The 16,745-nt window shown below is 39.5% G+C and carries 12 protein-coding genes; 7 read left to right on the forward strand and 5 right to left on the reverse strand.

From position 1 onward, the window contains the following. Positions 1-37 precede the first annotated feature (37 nt). From AC504W_RS24200 to AC504W_RS24215, 4 genes are all read left to right on the forward strand, one after another. Positions 38-631, forward strand: a complete 594-nt coding sequence (locus tag AC504W_RS24200; RefSeq protein ID WP_494874745.1) for a Uma2 family endonuclease — start codon at positions 38-40, stop codon at positions 629-631. 393 nt (positions 632-1,024) lie between these two features. Next, a complete protein-coding gene (locus AC504W_RS24205; RefSeq protein WP_494879449.1) occupies positions 1,025-3,556 on the forward strand; it encodes a GTPase in 2,532 nt (843 codons plus the stop codon). Between the two features lie 10 nt (positions 3,557-3,566). After that, positions 3,567-5,336, forward strand: coding sequence for a GTPase (locus AC504W_RS24210; RefSeq protein WP_494874747.1), 1,770 nt, complete (start codon positions 3,567-3,569; stop codon positions 5,334-5,336). Positions 5,337-5,426: 90 nt separating this feature from the next. Further along, the gene (locus AC504W_RS24215) at positions 5,427-6,020 is read left to right on the forward strand and encodes a Uma2 family endonuclease (RefSeq protein WP_494874748.1); all 594 of its coding nucleotides are present in this window, start codon (positions 5,427-5,429) and stop codon (positions 6,018-6,020) included. An 88-nt stretch (positions 6,021-6,108) separates the two neighbouring features. Here the strand turns inward: AC504W_RS24215 and AC504W_RS24220 are convergent, their stop codons facing one another. Further along, positions 6,109-7,839, reverse strand: coding sequence for an iron uptake porin (locus tag AC504W_RS24220; protein WP_494874749.1), 1,731 nt, complete (start codon positions 7,837-7,839; stop codon positions 6,109-6,111). A gap of 344 nt (positions 7,840-8,183) precedes the next feature. Between AC504W_RS24220 and AC504W_RS24225 the strand changes: the two genes are divergently transcribed. Next, entirely contained in the window at positions 8,184-9,476 is a 1,293-nt protein-coding gene (locus tag AC504W_RS24225; RefSeq protein WP_494874750.1) for an APC family permease, read from the forward strand. Positions 9,477-9,568: 92 nt separating this feature from the next. Here AC504W_RS24225 and AC504W_RS24230 read toward each other — a convergent pair whose 3' ends face one another. Then, positions 9,569-10,189 carry a Uma2 family endonuclease gene (locus tag AC504W_RS24230; protein ID WP_494874751.1) on the reverse strand — a complete coding sequence of 207 codons (621 nt, stop codon included), beginning with the start codon at positions 10,187-10,189 and terminating at the stop codon, positions 9,569-9,571. Positions 10,190-10,314: 125 nt separating this feature from the next. Between AC504W_RS24230 and AC504W_RS24235 the strand changes: the two genes are divergently transcribed. Then, positions 10,315-11,223 carry an HNH endonuclease gene (locus AC504W_RS24235; protein WP_494874752.1) on the forward strand — a complete coding sequence of 303 codons (909 nt, stop codon included), beginning with the start codon at positions 10,315-10,317 and terminating at the stop codon, positions 11,221-11,223. A gap of 148 nt (positions 11,224-11,371) precedes the next feature. Here AC504W_RS24235 and AC504W_RS24240 read toward each other — a convergent pair whose 3' ends face one another. Further along, positions 11,372-12,121, reverse strand: a complete 750-nt coding sequence (locus tag AC504W_RS24240; RefSeq protein ID WP_494874753.1) for an SDR family oxidoreductase — start codon at positions 12,119-12,121, stop codon at positions 11,372-11,374. Positions 12,122-12,370: 249 nt separating this feature from the next. On the opposite strand from AC504W_RS24240, the gene AC504W_RS24245 reads away from it, so the two are divergent. After that, the gene (locus AC504W_RS24245; RefSeq protein ID WP_096580721.1) at positions 12,371-13,342 is read left to right on the forward strand and encodes a CobW family GTP-binding protein; all 972 of its coding nucleotides are present in this window, start codon (positions 12,371-12,373) and stop codon (positions 13,340-13,342) included. Positions 13,343-13,462: 120 nt separating this feature from the next. Here AC504W_RS24245 and AC504W_RS24250 read toward each other — a convergent pair whose 3' ends face one another. Together AC504W_RS24250 and AC504W_RS24255 are read right to left on the reverse strand one after the other, a co-directional pair. Further along, positions 13,463-14,236: a DUF928 domain-containing protein gene (locus AC504W_RS24250; RefSeq protein ID WP_494874754.1), complete on the reverse strand. Its 774-nt coding sequence runs from the start codon at positions 14,234-14,236 to the stop codon at positions 13,463-13,465. A 74-nt stretch (positions 14,237-14,310) separates the two neighbouring features. Then, positions 14,311-16,647 carry a CHASE2 domain-containing protein gene (locus tag AC504W_RS24255; RefSeq protein WP_494874755.1) on the reverse strand — a complete coding sequence of 779 codons (2,337 nt, stop codon included), beginning with the start codon at positions 16,645-16,647 and terminating at the stop codon, positions 14,311-14,313. Positions 16,648-16,745 lie beyond the last annotated feature (98 nt).

The raw sequence follows: 16,745 nt of genomic DNA on the forward strand, positions 1-16,745 counted from the left end.
CGCTCATAATAAAATTAATCTTATTGGCAAAACACCTATGGAAGCTCTCACCCTCAACATACCACCCGCTGTAGGTCTTACTGATGAGCAGTTTTATCAAATTTGTCTAGCCAATGATGAGTGGCGCATAGAACTTACCGCCGAAGGAGAACTGATCATTATGCCTCCAACTGGCGGCGAAAGTGGCATCCAAAATTCGGATATCAACATAGAACTTGGTTTATGGAATCGTCAAAGCAAGCTAGGAAAGGTTTTTGATTCCTCTACAGAATTTCGCTTACCCAACGGTGCTTATCGTTCGCCGGATGCTACTTGGATAAAGCAAGAACGATGGGATGCACTGACACCTGACCAAAGGCGACGCTTTCCACCTATATGTCCCGATTTTGTGATTGAACTGCGCTCTCAAACTGATTCTCTCAAAAAACTGCGTGCCAAAATGCAAGAATATCGAGATAATGGGGCGCGTTTGGGTTGGTTAATTGACCCTATCACACCTTTAGTAGAAATTTATCGTCCTGGTATTGCGGTCGAAACGCTGAACTTTTCTACTGCCCAACCGCCAAAGCTTTCTGGAGAAGATGTCTTACCAGGGTTTGTTTTAGATTTAAGTCTCATCCTAAACCCATAAATTAGGCTTTTTGTTTTTGTATAACCGCCATTTTTGACTAGCTTTGATGTAGCCGTAGCAACTGTTCTCTTAACTGAATCCTATTTACACATAACTTACGTCGTACTTACGCACTGAAGCTGGAAATTTAGCTCTTATTTCGCCTTTCCTTTTTAAGAAAGCTTGAGAATTTAAATGCGTAAGTTCTATTACAGTATTGGAAAATTATCCAAAGAACAACGTTGGATAACTTTTTTGTTTTTTATTTTAATTAATATTTTGAATTTTTATTAAGTTAAAAATGATGTAATGGTCACGGAGTACCTATAGAAGCAGTACTTATAATTAAGTATATTTTCTGACAGCATTTTAGCGATTATTGCTTAGTCTAAATTAATAATTCGCGTTAAAAATATGACTGAGCAAATAGCAGTGGCAGTAGAGCGATTAAACTTTGCATTTTTACTTATTACACATATAGTATGTGCTGATCAACAAATTCACAGCGAAGAAGCGAAAGCTCTACAGATACTAGCAAAAAATACCAAAATGGGAGGGCGCACTATCGAAGAAATGGAAAAAATTCTAGCTCAAGAAGAAAATCATTTAACTGTATATGATGTAGCTTGTCAAGTGCGTCCAGGTGAGCAAAATGAAGCAATACGGCAAATACTGGCAGTAGCCTATATTGATGGTTTCTTTTCTCCTGTAGAGCGAGCAATGGTGGAGCAGATAGCACAGATTTGGAATTGGACAAATGGAGAAGTAGAAACCTTAATTGAACAAGCACAAGGTTTTAGCACTGTTAACAAATATTCTGAGAACAAAGAGGATACAAAACTATCTTTTGGAGCGCGTCTTTTAAAAGGAGCCGATTCTATCTTGTCACGCGCACTAGTAGATAATTTAGCTAACATCATACCAGAAAATATTGGACGGCAAATTAAGCAATCACGTCAGGAACTTTTATTATCAGGTAAAGAATATGATAGTGCCATTCAGCAATGTGCAGCGATCGCTTCTGAAGATTACAAATATGCAGCATTAGCTCTGAACGGAACTAGAGAAACGCTTCACAATTTAGGAAAGAGTATTCAAGAGCAACTTGCAGTAATTCAACGTCAAGCAACTAGTAAAGGACAAGCCAAAACCGCAGCAGAGGTAGCAAAGCAGCTGGAAGCCACTAGAAAAGCTCTCACTGTAGAAATCATTAAAGAAATTGAAAGTGTGCGTCAGTCACTTTCAGCTAAGGAACGCGCTTTAAATCATTTCAGCATTGCGTTTATGGGTAAAACCAAAGCTGGAAAAAGCACTCTCCACGCCATTATTACAGGGGATGGATGGGAAGCTATTGGTGTAGGTAAACAACGCACTACTCGTTTTAATCGAGTTTATGAGTGGAAAAATATTCGGATTATTGATACGCCTGGAATTGGTGCGCCTGGGGGTAAAACAGATGAAGAAATTGCTGAAAATGTAATTGAAGAATCTGATGTAATTTGTTATGTGGTCACAAATGACAGTATTCAAGAAACAGAATTTAAGTTTTTGCAACTGTTAAAAGAAAAAGTCAAGCCGCTAATTATATTGCTGAATGTCAAAAATAACTTGCGTGATTCTCGACGTTTGGAACATTTTTTAGCAAATCCAGAAAAACTATTTGCTGTGGATGGTCAAAGTAATCTGGGTGGTCATATTGAGCGTATTCGCCGCTATGCTAAACAACATTATGCTAATGACTATTTTGAGATTATTCCTGTCATGCTTCTGGCGGCTCAAATGTCCCGTGAAGAAGAGCATGAGGAGATTAAAGACCAGCTGTTCCAAGCAAGTCAGATGCAAAAATTTTTAGACTCGATTCGCTTGTCTTTAGTTGAGTATGGAAAAATCAGGCGATCGCAAACTTTATTAGGTTCTACGGTAGGCTCAATTGACAAACCTAATCAATGGGTAATACAACAAGAGCAAGTTTACCAACAGTTAGTAACTACCCTCAAAGATAAGCATAAAACTGTCCGCAAAGATATCCAAAAAGCTGTAAGAGATAATCAACAGTATTTGCTACAGCAAATTGAAGCTATTTTCCAAGATACATCTAATTCTATTCCTTCTTTTGCTGAAGAATTTTGGGATGCAAATGATAGTCGGTTAAATCAGGGATGGGAGCAAAAATTAAAAGCAATTAGATTTGAGCAACGTTTAAAAACTGCTTATGAAGAAAGTAGTCATAACTTTAATAAAGAAATTCAAGAACTTCTAGAGGAAGTAGGTAATGAGCTACAAATTGTTACTAAATTGGTTAATAATAATTTTAAATTAAAAGAGCAGGATTCTAATTCCTTATTTCATGACTTCATGAAAATAGGTGGAAATATCCTTACTATAGCAGCACCTATTATAGGTTTATTAGTCCCTGCTATTGCTCCAATAGTAGCAGTTATAGGAATTATAGGTTTTGCTATTAACCAGATGTCTGGCTGGGCAAAATCTAAAGAACAAAAGCGCCGCGAAGCTGTACAAAATATTTGTCAATCACTATCTAATCAACTGATTAATCAGCAACAAAACACTATCCAGCAAGCGAAGACAGACTTCAATAAATATACTGATGCTGTATCTACCAGTATTAGTGTTTATTTTGAAGAAATGATCCAAGGATTAGAAATTATTTCTAATCAGCTTGAAACAGCCAAAAATAAATTAAACGAAAAATCTAATTATCTTAATCGTGCCTATGCCAAACGCATAATCGATTGGTGTACTGATAAATACGAACCTCTAAATGATGAAGTAATTATCAATACGATAAGCAAAGTAAACCGTGATTTTGGAAAGAGTATGCTAATTTCAACAAAAGTTGAATTACGGCTACGCAAATCTTCAAAAGAGATTGCAATAATTCTACAAGAAGAAGTATCTATTCAATCTACAGTCGCAACTAAATAGGAGATAAAATATGAGCCATCAAACACAATGTTTTAACGCTGCTCTTATTAATGAGAAGTTTAAAAAAACTTTAGTAAAATTTGATAAAATTCTATCTGAAGGTAAACATCCTGAAATTTCAGCTATTCGTAAAAAGCTGCGGGAGGAATTAAAATCTCATCACCAAGAAGGAATTTTGTCAGTAGCTTTTGTTGGTCAATATAATGCGGGTAAATCTACCACAATCTCTGCTCTGACTGGAAAACGTGATATTCGCATTGATTCTGATATTGCTACAGATACAACTGCTAGTTATGACTGTAACGGTATCAAAATTATAGATACACCCGGACTTTTTACAGACCGTAAAGACCATGATGCGATTACCTATAACGCTATCAATAAAGCTGATTTGTTAGTATTTTGCTTGACATATATGCTCTTTGATTCTGTCACAGTAGCAAATTTTAAAAAATTAGCATACGAAAAAGGCTACCGTTGGAAAATGATGCTTGTTGTCAATAAAATGTCTGATGAAGCAGGAGAAGAAGCACAAAAGATTGCTAATTATCGTCATAGTCTAGAAGAAGCGATTAAACTTCATAGACTTGATGAATTTCCTGTATGTTTTATTGATGCCAAAGATTATTGTGAGGGTGTAGATCAAAATGACGAATTTTTAATTGATATCAGTCGCTTCCAAACTTTTTTGGATGAACTGAATAAATTTGTTAAAAGCCGTTCAGTCTTAGCTCGTTTTGATACACCTATCCGAATTGTACTCAGTTGTGTTGATGAAGCTCAGTTAAGTTTTACACGCAACTCCAACCAAGACTCGGCTTTTTTAGAAGTATTAACACGTTTATCTCGCACAGTACGTAAAGAACGTGATCGCCTGCGAATTACAGTTAAGAATATAGCTCTACAAATGTCAGCAGGAGTCGCCAAGGAAGGGACAAACCTTGCTACTGCTGTAGGAAGCGATCAGGATTTTGCTATCTTGAACCAGCAGACTGAGATGAATGTGCAACAGCACTATGAAAAAGCAGAAAAAAAATTGCAAGATGCTATTAACACAGCAGTAGAAGATATCCGGCAAGAAGTTGAAGAAGTACTGCAAGGTAATCTAGTACAAACTTTCATAACTTGCTTAGAAAAAAATCAAAATATTTCTGCTAGTAATGTCAATGCTGATATGGATGTAGACCGAATCAAAGGTCAAATTAACTGGTTAAAAGATATCGGCGAGAAAGCAGGAGTCGAGTTAAGCAATTTTGCCAAGTTTGCCAAGAGAGATGTCTTATCTACGGCTAGTAGTAGTGGTGGTTTTCTACGTTCTATGGATGTAGCAGGTAGTGGTTTACATCAGACTGTTTTAGCAGTAGGAAAATTTGTTGGCTTTGATTTTAAACCTTGGCAAGCAGTCGGAATTGCTAAAAATATCGGTAATTTAGCTATGGTTATTGGGCCTGGCCTGGCACTTTTGTCATTAGCGTCAGATGCTTATACAGCCCAACAAGAACAGCAGCGAGAAAAACAAATGGCAGATATTCGTAGTGATATTACCAGCCAGTTTCAAGCAATTGCTAAAAACTTAGAAAATCAAATGGAATTGCAATTACGTGAATTTGAGCAACAGGTTTATGGAGAGATTGAACAACAAATTATCAATGCTCGTCAACAGGAAGAAAATGCGATCGCAGCTTCCAATACTTGGGTTAAAAAAGTTTTAGAAATCCGCCAAGATTTTGAATTAATGCTTCGCTATATAACGAAGGCAACAGAAAAACCTGTAACTTAACGAAAATCTGATATCAAGCGATCGCATTACATGAGACTTTGGAGATAGGCGATCGCTGATAATAAAATTAATCTTATTGGCAAAATACCTATGGAAGCTCTCACCCTCAACATACCACCTGCCGTAGGTTTAACTGATGAACAGTTTTATCAAATATGTCTAGCCAATGATGAATGGCGTATAGAACTTACCGCAGATGGAGAACTGATAATTATGCCTCCAACTGGCGGCGAAAGTGGCATCCAAAATTCAGGCTTGACAGCTAAAGTTTATATTTGGAATGAACAAGCCAAGCTAGGCAAAGTATTTGATTCCTCTACAGAATTTCGCTTACCAAATGGTGCTTATCGTTCGCCGGATGTTGCTTGGGTGAAGCAAGAACGCTGGGATGCACTAACCACTGACCAACGGAGACGCTTCCCACCTCTATGTCCCGATTTTGTGATTGAACTGCGCTCTCAAACTGATTCTCTCAAAAAGTTGCGTGCCAAAATGCAAGAGTATCAAGATAACGGTGCGCGTTTAGGTTGGTTGATTGATCCTTTCACACCTTTAGTTGAAATTTATCGCCCTAATGTTGAGGTTGAAGTTATCAATTTCGCTGTTGAACAACCACCTACACTATCTGGTGAAGATATATTGCCAGGATTTATCTTGTCTTTAAATCAAATACTTAATCCTTGAAATTTTAGAGAAATGCAATAACAAAATATTCAATCCCTCCTCATTTGGAGGGATTGAATATGTAAGAAGTTAAATTTTTTCTCAAGAACTAGAACAAGAATGTAGTCCGAATGATACCAGTGTAGATTGTATCGTTGTTGCTGTTATGTTCGGGGTTGAATATCACAAGTAATCCGGGTGTAATTGAGATACTGTCATTCACTTGGTAGCGATACAATGCTTCTAGACGATAGGATGTATCAGAATCTTCACGGCGAGGGCTAGTAGCAGTACGCACACCGCCAAAGTCATTGTCTGTTACTTTAGGTGGTTGACTGAAGATGATACCGCCTAAGTTACCTTTTTTACCCAAGTCAGGGAAAGCAAGAGTTACTGCCCAATTCCAGATGTCTGCTTGATTACCACGATTAACGTTAGGCAAGAGTGTAGTTTCTGCGATCGCCTGAGTATAACCCACCCAGCCAGACAAGACAAATTTTGGGTTGACACGATAGCTGGTTTGGAAACTGTAATGATTGGCAGAAGTGGCCAGTCCTGCACCAAATGGTTGGTCAGCAAAGGCACCACCGTACAGTCCGGAAACTGCTACATCATTATTAGCGCCACTAAAGTATGAATGAGCGTAGGTCAATCCTAAGGAAAGGTCTTTGTTAGGCTTGAAGGCTAATTGTGCTATTGCGCCGTAACTACCATCAAATAGGCCTCTTCCTTCTGTTGGGTCATTGGCTCTTCTAGCAAGATAACCTCCAGATAAGGTAATTGCATCACTGAGTTTAAAGTTTGCACTAACTCCTGTACCAAAATTCACGCCAGAGCCACTGTTACTAGCACGATAAATAGGGGAAAAACGACTAGCGCGGGAAATAGCACCCAAGGGAATTGATGCTAACAAAGGGTTAAAGTTGTTGAAGTTGTCGTAAAATTCGCCTCCAATTGCATCTAAAGTGACGTTGATTTTGTCACCAACTGGAAAGCGATAAAATAATTTTCCAACTAAGACTTCGTTATTAGTGTCTCCATCCCAAGAAAGGCGGGTCATGCTTGTACCCGAAACTGGGTTATTAAAAAGTATGGTGTTGTTTGCTTCTAAACGCGTCAACAGTTGGTCTTTACCAGTAAAGCTCGTAACAAAGTTAAGCCGGATGCGATCGCTAAATATTATGTTATCTTGCAACCGTCGACCACCTGAAGCGGCATATTCAGCTTCTCTGGTACTCGCTCCCCCTTCAATTCTGCGCCAACGGTCAGAATCTATGGCTCTATCCTCGCCAAACACACCACCTACACTAAAAATTACCTCTCCATTGAATTTAGTGGTGGTGGAAAATTGCTGACTTTCTAAAATAGCGGTGCGATTTTCTAAGGCATCAACTCTGCCTCTCACTTCTGTCAAAGTCTCAGCAAAATCTGTTTGGAGTTTTTGTAAAGTTGCTAAGTCTTCTTTTGTTACTAAGTCTGCTGTACTGGTTGCAATCAGTTCATTAATTCGATTCAGACAAGCATTCAAACCTGCGGCAAACTCATAACGAGTTAGGGCGCGATTTCCGCGATAAGTGCTATTGGGATAGCCTGCAATACAGCCATAGCGCTCAACCAATGATTGCAAAGCCTGGAATGCCCAATCTGTAGGTTGCACATCTGTCAGTTGCGATACGGATGTTACTTGACCTTGAATCTCGTTTTCCGAGTCTGCACTATTGGTCTCAGAAATTACATTGCTTTGGATTGTCGGATTAGCAGATACAGTTGTTGCCGCGATCGCATTCAACCCTATAACTATTGATGCTATCCCCAATGAATTACGCAGAGTATCAGACATTTATTTAGACTTACAGTAATTTTACTTTAGTAAAATTACTGTAAGTCTAAATACTATAGTTTATAGTATCATTTTATACAATAAAGTTGATTATTTTTGATTGGATAAAAATAGTTGAAAAGCCCATAAGCATTTCCTTGGTAAGTTTTTGAGTGTATCAAGACAAATACATTCGGACAATAATACTAATTACAAAAACGCATTATTTTTATGTATTTTTTACAAAATAGACTTTTTTACGTATCAAAACATGGCGAAATTTCTTGTCTCTACTGTATTTCTGTAGTGGTATCCTCAGCAATGAGTGCTACATCTCTAATTTTCTAAATCAGGAGATCTAAAAGATGTCCGTTAGCAATTCACCAACCCAACTCAAACGCGAGTTAGGCGTTTTTGGTGCAACCCTGATGGGGCTGGGTTCGATTGTCGGAACGGGTGTATTTGTCAGTATTGGAATTGCGGCGGGGATAGCTGGCCCAGCGGTAATTCTGGCGGTGGTAATTGGGGCAATTGTTGCCACTTGTAATGGTCTGAATAGCGCCCAGTTAGCTGCTAATCATGCAGTTAGTGGTGGAACTTATGAATATGGTTATAAATATTTGACTCCGGCTTTTGGCTTTACCGCAGGTTGGATGTTTTTGGTAGCAAAAACTGCTTCTGCTGCTACAGCTGCTTTAGGTTTTGCTGGTTACTTCCTAAATATTTTAGGGTGGAATAACAGTTGGCTTGTACCTGTGGCTGTGTTAGCAGTAGTTGTGATGACAGGAATTGTATTAAGCGGGATTAGACGGTCTAATGCTGCCAATACAGTCATTGTTTCAGTAACATTGGTGTCATTAGGTTTATTTGTACTGGTTTGTCTACCGCGTGTAGCAACAGTGGGTATGGCAAACTTGACACCCTTTTTCACTAATTCTCCAGGGGCGATACTTCACGCCAGCGCCTTGATGTTTGTGGCTTACACTGGTTACGGGCGTATTGCCACAATGGGAGAAGAAGCCCATTCTCCGAGGGAAACAATTCCCAAAGCGATAATTCTCTGTTTGCTGCTGACAATGCTGTTATATATAGTTGTCGCAACTGTTGGTATTGGGGCTGTAGGCGCAGATTTTTTAAGTGATGCTACAGGACAAAGCAACGCAGCACCGTTAGAAGTTGTCGCCCGTAATGTGGCGGGTTCTGGTGTGGCTGTGGTGTTGGCGGTTGGTGCAATGACCGCAATGTTGGGTGTGCTGTTGAACTTGATTTTGGGCTTGTCGCGCGTTTTATTAGCGATGGGTCGCCGTGCCGACGCGCCCAAATTTTTAGCTAGACTCAACCGCGAACAGAATTCCCCATACTGGGCTGTGATTGTAGTGGGAATTGCGATCGCACTTTTAGTATTTTTAGGTAATGTCAAAACTACTTGGTCGTTTAGCGCCTTTAGTGTTTTAATTTATTACGCAATTACCAACTTAGCTTCTCTCAAACTGACTGCATCAGAGAGATTATATCCAGTATGGGTAGGCTGGATGGGTCTGTTATCTTGTTTATTTCTAGCTTTTTGGGTAGAGTCTGCTATCTGGCAAGTTGGTTTAGGATTAATTGTGGCTGGATTAATTTGGCACAAAATCCGACGTATAGTAGGTGAGAGGTGAGAGGTTATGAGTTATAGGCTTGGGTCGTAAGCGTCAGCCGAACTATGACAGTTTACAAGCAACAGTTTATACTCAATGGTTTAGTAGAGTTTCTATACCAAACCAGCTTGAAAAATCTGATTTGGGGTAATATTTAATTCAGGAAAAATTTGGGAGATAATGCGTTCTCTATCTCGAAACTTACTAATTTGATATTCTCCATCAACTAAATTACAAACCGAGATGGTTGGTTGTTTAGGATTCCCGATAAAATTGCGTCCACCCAAAGCTGCATAATCGATAATCCAATATTCGGGAATACCCATCTCTTCGTAATCAGCGTATTTTAAATAGTAATCGTCTCGCCAGTTGGTTGATACAACCTCAATTACCAAAGGTATCGAAGCACCTAAACTGATGGTAGATGCTTTTTTCCATAATGGTTCATTTGCCAAATTTGCCCGATTTAGCACCAAAACATCGGGAAAATAACCAGAATCTTTTTCCAGAGGTCTAACGATGGCTTGGTTGGGGACAAGATAGGGAAGTTCTAATCGGTCAATTGCAGCACTAATCTTGATTGTCAAAAAACCCTTGACTTCCTCATGGTCTCCTACTGGTTGTGCCATTTCAACAATACTTCCATTATGTAATTCGTAGCGTACCCCGGAATTGTCAGATAGGCGATCAATGAATTCCTCAAAGGTTACTAACTTGGGTATGGATTGAGTCATAACTAAATACTAGAGAATTACTACACTAGAAATATTATCTCTAATCTAGTGGATTGCTTTATCTTGGCAATCTCAAAATAAAGCAAGATAATTGAAGTGCCAAAATTTAAGTATCTATTTAAATCGTGACCAGCCACGAAGATAGTCATATTGAGTCACAAATAACCTGTGATGCGCTCCTTAGCTTAATGCAAAAGCAAATTTCGGATATTGAGCGCAAAGAAGCAAAGAATACTTGTGCAATCTTTCATCAAACAGGTAATCGGTTTTTATTCCTGTACCACCGAAAAAATAGCCCAAATTTAAGAATTTATTTTCGTGCTGAACCTTATTCAAAATTACATCAAATCCCACTTACCATAAATCTCCAGAAACGAACAAAAATTAATAATGCTTGGGAGAGAAATTTTCCTTATTTTTTTGAACTTTCACCATCTGATAATTTAGAAGAAATTTCTAAGTTTCTCCTCAAGGAGGCTTACCCGCTTTCCTTTAAATCTACTTCATCAATATTTAAAAAAGAACAGCCTGAACTATATGAGCAGCGTCAATTAGTTGAAGCTGAAGGTTATTTCAATGCTGAAAATATTGAAGATGCAAGGCAGCGAGTAAATACTTCTATTGTCCAGCGGCAAGGGCAAGCAGAGTTTCGTCGTAAACTGTTAGAAGCTTATAATTATCAATGTCCAATAACGGGATGTAATGCTGAACCTGCTCTCGAAGCAGCACATATCATTCCATACAAGGGTACTGAAACTAATCACATAGCTAATGGTTTGCCATTAAGATCAGATATACATACTCTTTTTGATTTGTATTTGTTATCTATTCATCCTGAAACACATAAAATTCTGCTTTCTCCTGAATTGTTGGCAACTTCTTACATAGAATATCTGGGTCAAAGTTTATCTTTCCCAAAACAGAAAATCATACAACCAGACCCAGTTGCTTTGGCAAAACATTATGAGTTATTTATGCAAAAGTGTTCACACAAGAACCTTCAGCAACCTCACAATTCAGGTACAGCGGATTGATCGAACTAGAAGATTGCCAACCTCTATATTAAAAAATGCGATCGCTAACAATAGTACAGCACTACACCAGTTACAAGGATCAAAAAGAATTTCAAGAAGCGATGTCTTACGACAAGCCACAGAGTGTCTACGCATCTTAGCAACAAAACTACCAAGGCACAGGCTCACCCAAATGGAAAAAGCCGCCACTTGGCCCATCATCAGGCAGAGTTGCTAACTGAACACCTGTTTTTGCGCCTTCAGTAATGTCCATCATTGCGCCTTCACCACCTAATTCTGTTTTTACCCAACCGGGATGGGCGCTATTGATTTTCACTGGTGTATTGCGTAGCTCATGCGCTAAGTGAACGGTGAAAGAATTGACTGCTGCTTTGGAAGCATTATAAGCAAAGGGTTTGGCATCATAAATAAACGAGTTTGGATCGGCGTGAAGTGTAAGTGAAGCTTCAATGCTGGTCATATTGACAATCCGACCGCTTGGGCTTTTTAAAATCAAAGGCAATAACGCTTGAGTCACTTCGACTAAGGCAAAAAAGTTAGTCTCGAAGGTCTTGCGGATAATGTCTAAAGAAACGGAACTCGCGTTGCTGATTATCCATTCACCATCCAACATTACCCCTGCATTGTTGAGCAGAACATCAAGTTTGCCAAATCGATCGCTAATTTCTTGAACGGCGGTCTGAATTTGGCTACTGTTGTTAACATCAAGTGCGATCGCTTCAGCCAATAATCCTTCATTTTGGAGAGTTGTTGCTGCTGTTTGCGCCGCTTGGAGATTACGACCTGCGATCAAAACTGTTAATCCATGCTGGGCAAGTTGGCGACTCATTTCAAATCCCAGACCTTTGTTTGCGCCAGTAATCAATGCAATCTTGCCATTCGATTCTTTGTTAACCATAGATTCCTCGTTTCAGGCAGATACTTACATCGGTCAGAGCGAATATACCATGAGATTAAAATGCCTGAATCTAGACAATTGGCTAGTTTTTAATGCTTGTAAACTTAAAGTTTAAATTTATAAAAAGTATTACTTAGGATAGTTGTTAATTTCAAAAAAATATGAATTATCTGCAAATTCACACAAAAATCTAAAACCGCTTATCATGGGTGAGATTATCATTCAGACGAGAACAGAGGTTTTGGTGATATGGTGGCTGATGTAATGACAAATTCAGTTCCTGTGACTGTTTTAACTGGCTATTTGGGAGCAGGTAAAACAACTTTACTCAATCACATTCTCACTTACGAACACGGCAAAAAAGTTGCAGTGATTGTGAATGAATTTGGGGAAGTAGGCATTGATAATCAATTGGTTATTGATGCCGATGAAGAAATATTTGAAATGAATAACGGCTGTATTTGTTGTACAGTCCGTGGCGACTTAATTCGCATCATCGGTAATTTGATGAAGCGACGTGATAAGTTTGACCATTTAGTAATTGAAACTACGGGTTTAGCTGATCCTGCACCAGTCATTCAGACATTCTTTGTCGATGAAGATATGCAAAATCAATTGTCGCTAGATGCAGTGGTGACGGTGGTTGATGCCAAGCATATTTGGCAACACTGGGAAGCAGATGAAGCTCAAGAACAAATTGCGTTTGCCGACGTTATTTTACTTAATAAAACTGATTTAGTTGCACCAGAAGAACTAGCAGAATTAGAAAAGCGGATTCGGGGAATGAATGCGATCGCCAAAATTTATCGCACCCGCAACTCAGAATTATCAATGGATGCGTTATTGGGTGTGCAAGCCTTCGACCTTAATCGCGCTTTAGAAATTGATCCCAATTTTTTAGGCGAAGATGCTCACGTACATGATGAAAGCGTTTATTCTGTGGCTTTAGTCGCCCAAGGAGCGCTGGATGGGGAAAAATTACACGCTTGGATGAGTGAATTATTGCGTACTCAAGGCACCGATATTTTTCGGATGAAAGGGATTTTAAATATTGCTGGAGAAGACAATCGCTTTGTTTTTCAAGGGGTACACATGATATTTGATGGTAGACCAGATCGCCCTTGGAAACCAAGCGAAACCCGCAAAAACGAATTAGTTTTTATTGGGCGGAATTTAGATGAAGCCAAACTCAAGCAAGATTTTTTGGCTTGTCTGGCGTAAAAAGTGCAGAGTCACCGAAGTTTGCTCAACGCGGGGAATCCGCGCACGCAACTTCTCGCTGAGTGGGGAGTACTTAAATATTTTCTCTGCTTCTCTACACTCAGCACTCACACCCTTGTTTTAATGTTTATCTGACAAGATTGGTTCTGTTGCAACATTACCTAAACGGATGCTGGCTAACAAATTTTGCCATTGTGTTTTCAGGGCTGGATCTTGAGGATGTTCTTGTCTGAGTTTGGCTAGTGTTGTGATTGCTTCGTGCCAAATACCATTTTGGGCATAGATGGCAAACTGTTGTAAAGGTGTAGCTGTTTGTAGTTCTTGGGTAATTTCTCGACTGAGTTTAACTCGTTGGATTACTCCTTCAACGTAAATAGGAGGTGAGTCTTCTTGTGTCTCGCAAGCAAAAGTCAAAAACCAACGGTATTGTTGATTAACAGCTAACCCAGGAGCATTAGCAGGTAGAGAAACACTGATGATTCCTGGATGATTTGGCAAAGCTATAGGTTGTTTATAGAAGTCCTTGGATTGTTGATCTTGCAGCACAAACATAGCCGGAAGATTTGCTGTTTGGGAATATGGCACATAAAACCAAAATGTGGGATGTGCTGATGTAGTTAATGACCAAACATTTGTAACTGACGGTGGTTCTTGAGTAAAGGGTACTAAAGCAGTCAAATCTTGTTTGACTGGGGGACAAGAACCGCGTTTTGCACCACCCAAAACTCTACCCCCAGGTGGTGGATCTGCGGGTGGTTTAGGTGGATTAAAATTTACTTGTTGGGATAAAGTTTTCAGATTATGACTAGCTATTGGCACTGGTGCTGCTAGTACCAGGGTTTGACTAGTTAAAAAACCTAAGTAGCCTAGAGTTAATCCGAATAATAGTCTCATCAGTTGTAAACTCCAGTTGTGTGTGGCTGAAACAGTTAATTTTATCTGCTTAAACTGATGTTTCTGACAATTAATTATTTATGGTTCAATTTTTGCCAAAAGTCTGATGTGCAGTTTTGTATAGAAATCGCACTTGCTGTCCCTATTAGCAATAAAGCTGAAGGGACAAAAGGCACCCATATACCGCAGATTAATAGACTAAGACACAGTAAATAAAGTATGCCAGAAGTGATACCCAATGCTAATGCCAACAAGGGGAGCCGTCGCCACTGCCAAACTAACAATCCTCCTACCATAGACCAACCCCAAATCCACAATATTTCCCACCCAAAAGGCCAAACTGTCAGCAAAGGTCGTTTATCCAAAACGGCACTAATAATTTGGCTGATCATTTGTGCTTGTACCATGACTCCTGGCATTTGCACTTCTAATCTGCTACCGAATGGTGTCGCCCAATAGTCAGGAAAATCACCTCTAGCTGTCACTCCAATCAAAATAATCCGGTCTTTGATGGCATTAGGGTTCATCGGACTAGATAAAATTTGGGTGAGTGTGACTGTTTCTGCAATCTTCTGAGAAGCGCGGTAGTTGAGTAAGGTTTGCCCACTATTGGCATCAATACCTTGATAACCGCCACTGCGAGATGATAGCCGAGGAAAAACAGTCTTACCTAACTGTAAGTTCCCTTGAGGGGTAAATTTTGGTGAAATTCCCAAGGGTAAAAGATAACGAAAGGCTAATTGTGTACTAAAAGCATAGTCAGCGGAACATAAAGATGCTGTTTCTGGGGTGAAAAACATCAGATGACGACGCACAACTCCATCAGTATCGTGAAGGAAGTCGCTGAAACCTTGCCGTTCTTTGGGAATTTCTGGTGGTGGTTCAATGCCTTTGGTCATGACTGTTGAATCACTACCTTTACACACACCTATCAAATTATCAGTTTTTTGCAGCCTTTTAGCCAAGTCTGGCAGTTCGGCAGAAAAATCACGATAAATATCTAAACCGATCGCTCGCGGTTTGTATTCTTGTAATTTTATCAGTAAGGCATTGAGTGATTTATCAGACAAAGAAGTTCCTTTTAAAACTTCACCGTTACGGCGTTGGTGAACTAAATCAGTATCGTCAATGGTGATAATTAATAGTCGCTGATCAGGGCCTTCATCAAGACGCGATCGCATCATAGAGTCGAATGCTTGCAGTTCTGCACCTTGGAAGACTCCCAAAAACCGCAGTCCCAAAATTACACCTGTCATCACCAAACTCGAAAATAAACCTAATTTCCATTTCAATTGGGGGTGTGCGGGTAAAATCTCAACGGCTGGCGTAAGAGGAGGTGTAAGTTCTTGCCAAGTCAGGGGTATCTGGGCCAGATTTTGGCAAATTACTGGTAGCCATGTCGCACAGGGAAATTTATCTTCTAAGCCTTGTAAGCGTTCCCGTGCTTGGCGGACTGCTTGATATAAAGTTTCTCCCTCAGCATAACTAGTTAAAAAATATTTTAAAAATTCTTGGGCTACCTGGTCGGGTACAGGTTCGCGCATAATTACCATTTGGGGAATCTGGAGATCGGCTAATTCTCGCGCCAGTCCCAAACCATCACAGGAGTTAAAAATTGCCAGATGCAAACCACGTTCAATGGCTTGCTTGAGGGCATATCTTAACTCGCTCATGCTGAGGCTATCAGTTTTGTTTAAATAAATCCTCCCGCTGACATCATTTTCCTGACTAGAACTGTGTCCAGCAAAAAATAAAATATGCCAATTTTCTCCCCAGAGATAATCGGTTAGTTGTTGACGCTGTGGTTCTACTAAAAAGGTGATATCAGCATTCTGACATTGTTGCAAAATAGCTAAATCAGCCTGGGTATCAATTCCTTGACTATCACCAACAACAGCTAAAATTTTGACTTTTGATTTATGGGTACGGGGCTGAAGTCTGTGTTCATAGGTATGTGAGGCGATCGCAATTTCTGCTTTGGGATAGCGATCGAGTAATTCCCACAGATGCCAAGGTAATCTCTGCAATTGACTATTATCTGTTTGCAAAATTACTCTTACTTCATCTGTTGGTAGTAGTTTCTCTAACCATTTTTCTCTTAAAGGGCGAAACTCTTCGGTGCGTAACCAAGTATTAAAACGTGCCTGTAAAACGTGTGCTAAATCTTGACAACTTTGGGTGATGGAAACATTCGTGACTTGAATTTTCTCAGCATCCAACCGATAACTATTACCAATTTGGCGATAACTTGATTGCCAGCGGGTGTAGTAAAGCGGCATTTCTGGGCATGGTGGTAATCTACCAGTGATTTCTGTTGTTGGGCGATCGCTTTCTTCACCAATCTGAAGTGTAACAGCAAACCCTTGGTTGAAACTAGCGTCTCCGAATTTCAAAACCACTAACTTAGCCATGACCGACAAAAAATTTTAGATTTGAGATTTTGAATCTTAGATGGATTTTATAGATAACACCAGAGTCAGACATCAAGGCTTTTGATTTTTGTCTTCTG

The organism is Nostoc sp. C96, from assembly GCF_059384975.1.

Bases quoted from the DNA above. Each gene is read 5' to 3' on its own strand.
- AC504W_RS24200 (WP_494874745.1), top strand. From the start codon at position 38: ATGGAAGCTCTCACCCTCAACATACCACCCGCTGTAGGTCTTACTGAT.
- AC504W_RS24205 (WP_494879449.1), top strand. From the start codon at position 1,025: ATGACTGAGCAAATAGCAGTGGCAGTAGAGCGATTAAACTTTGCATTT.
- AC504W_RS24210 (WP_494874747.1), top strand. From the start codon at position 3,567: ATGAGCCATCAAACACAATGTTTTAACGCTGCTCTTATTAATGAGAAG.
- AC504W_RS24215 (WP_494874748.1), top strand. From the start codon at position 5,427: ATGGAAGCTCTCACCCTCAACATACCACCTGCCGTAGGTTTAACTGAT.
- AC504W_RS24220 (WP_494874749.1), bottom strand. From the start codon at position 7,839: ATGTCTGATACTCTGCGTAATTCATTGGGGATAGCATCAATAGTTATA.
- AC504W_RS24225 (WP_494874750.1), top strand. From the start codon at position 8,184: ATGTCCGTTAGCAATTCACCAACCCAACTCAAACGCGAGTTAGGCGTT.
- AC504W_RS24230 (WP_494874751.1), bottom strand. From the start codon at position 10,189: ATGACTCAATCCATACCCAAGTTAGTAACCTTTGAGGAATTCATTGAT.
- AC504W_RS24240 (WP_494874753.1), bottom strand. From the start codon at position 12,121: ATGGTTAACAAAGAATCGAATGGCAAGATTGCATTGATTACTGGCGCA.
- AC504W_RS24245 (WP_096580721.1), top strand. From the start codon at position 12,371: ATGGTGGCTGATGTAATGACAAATTCAGTTCCTGTGACTGTTTTAACT.
- AC504W_RS24250 (WP_494874754.1), bottom strand. From the start codon at position 14,236: ATGAGACTATTATTCGGATTAACTCTAGGCTACTTAGGTTTTTTAACT.
- AC504W_RS24255 (WP_494874755.1), bottom strand. From the start codon at position 16,647: ATGGCTAAGTTAGTGGTTTTGAAATTCGGAGACGCTAGTTTCAACCAA.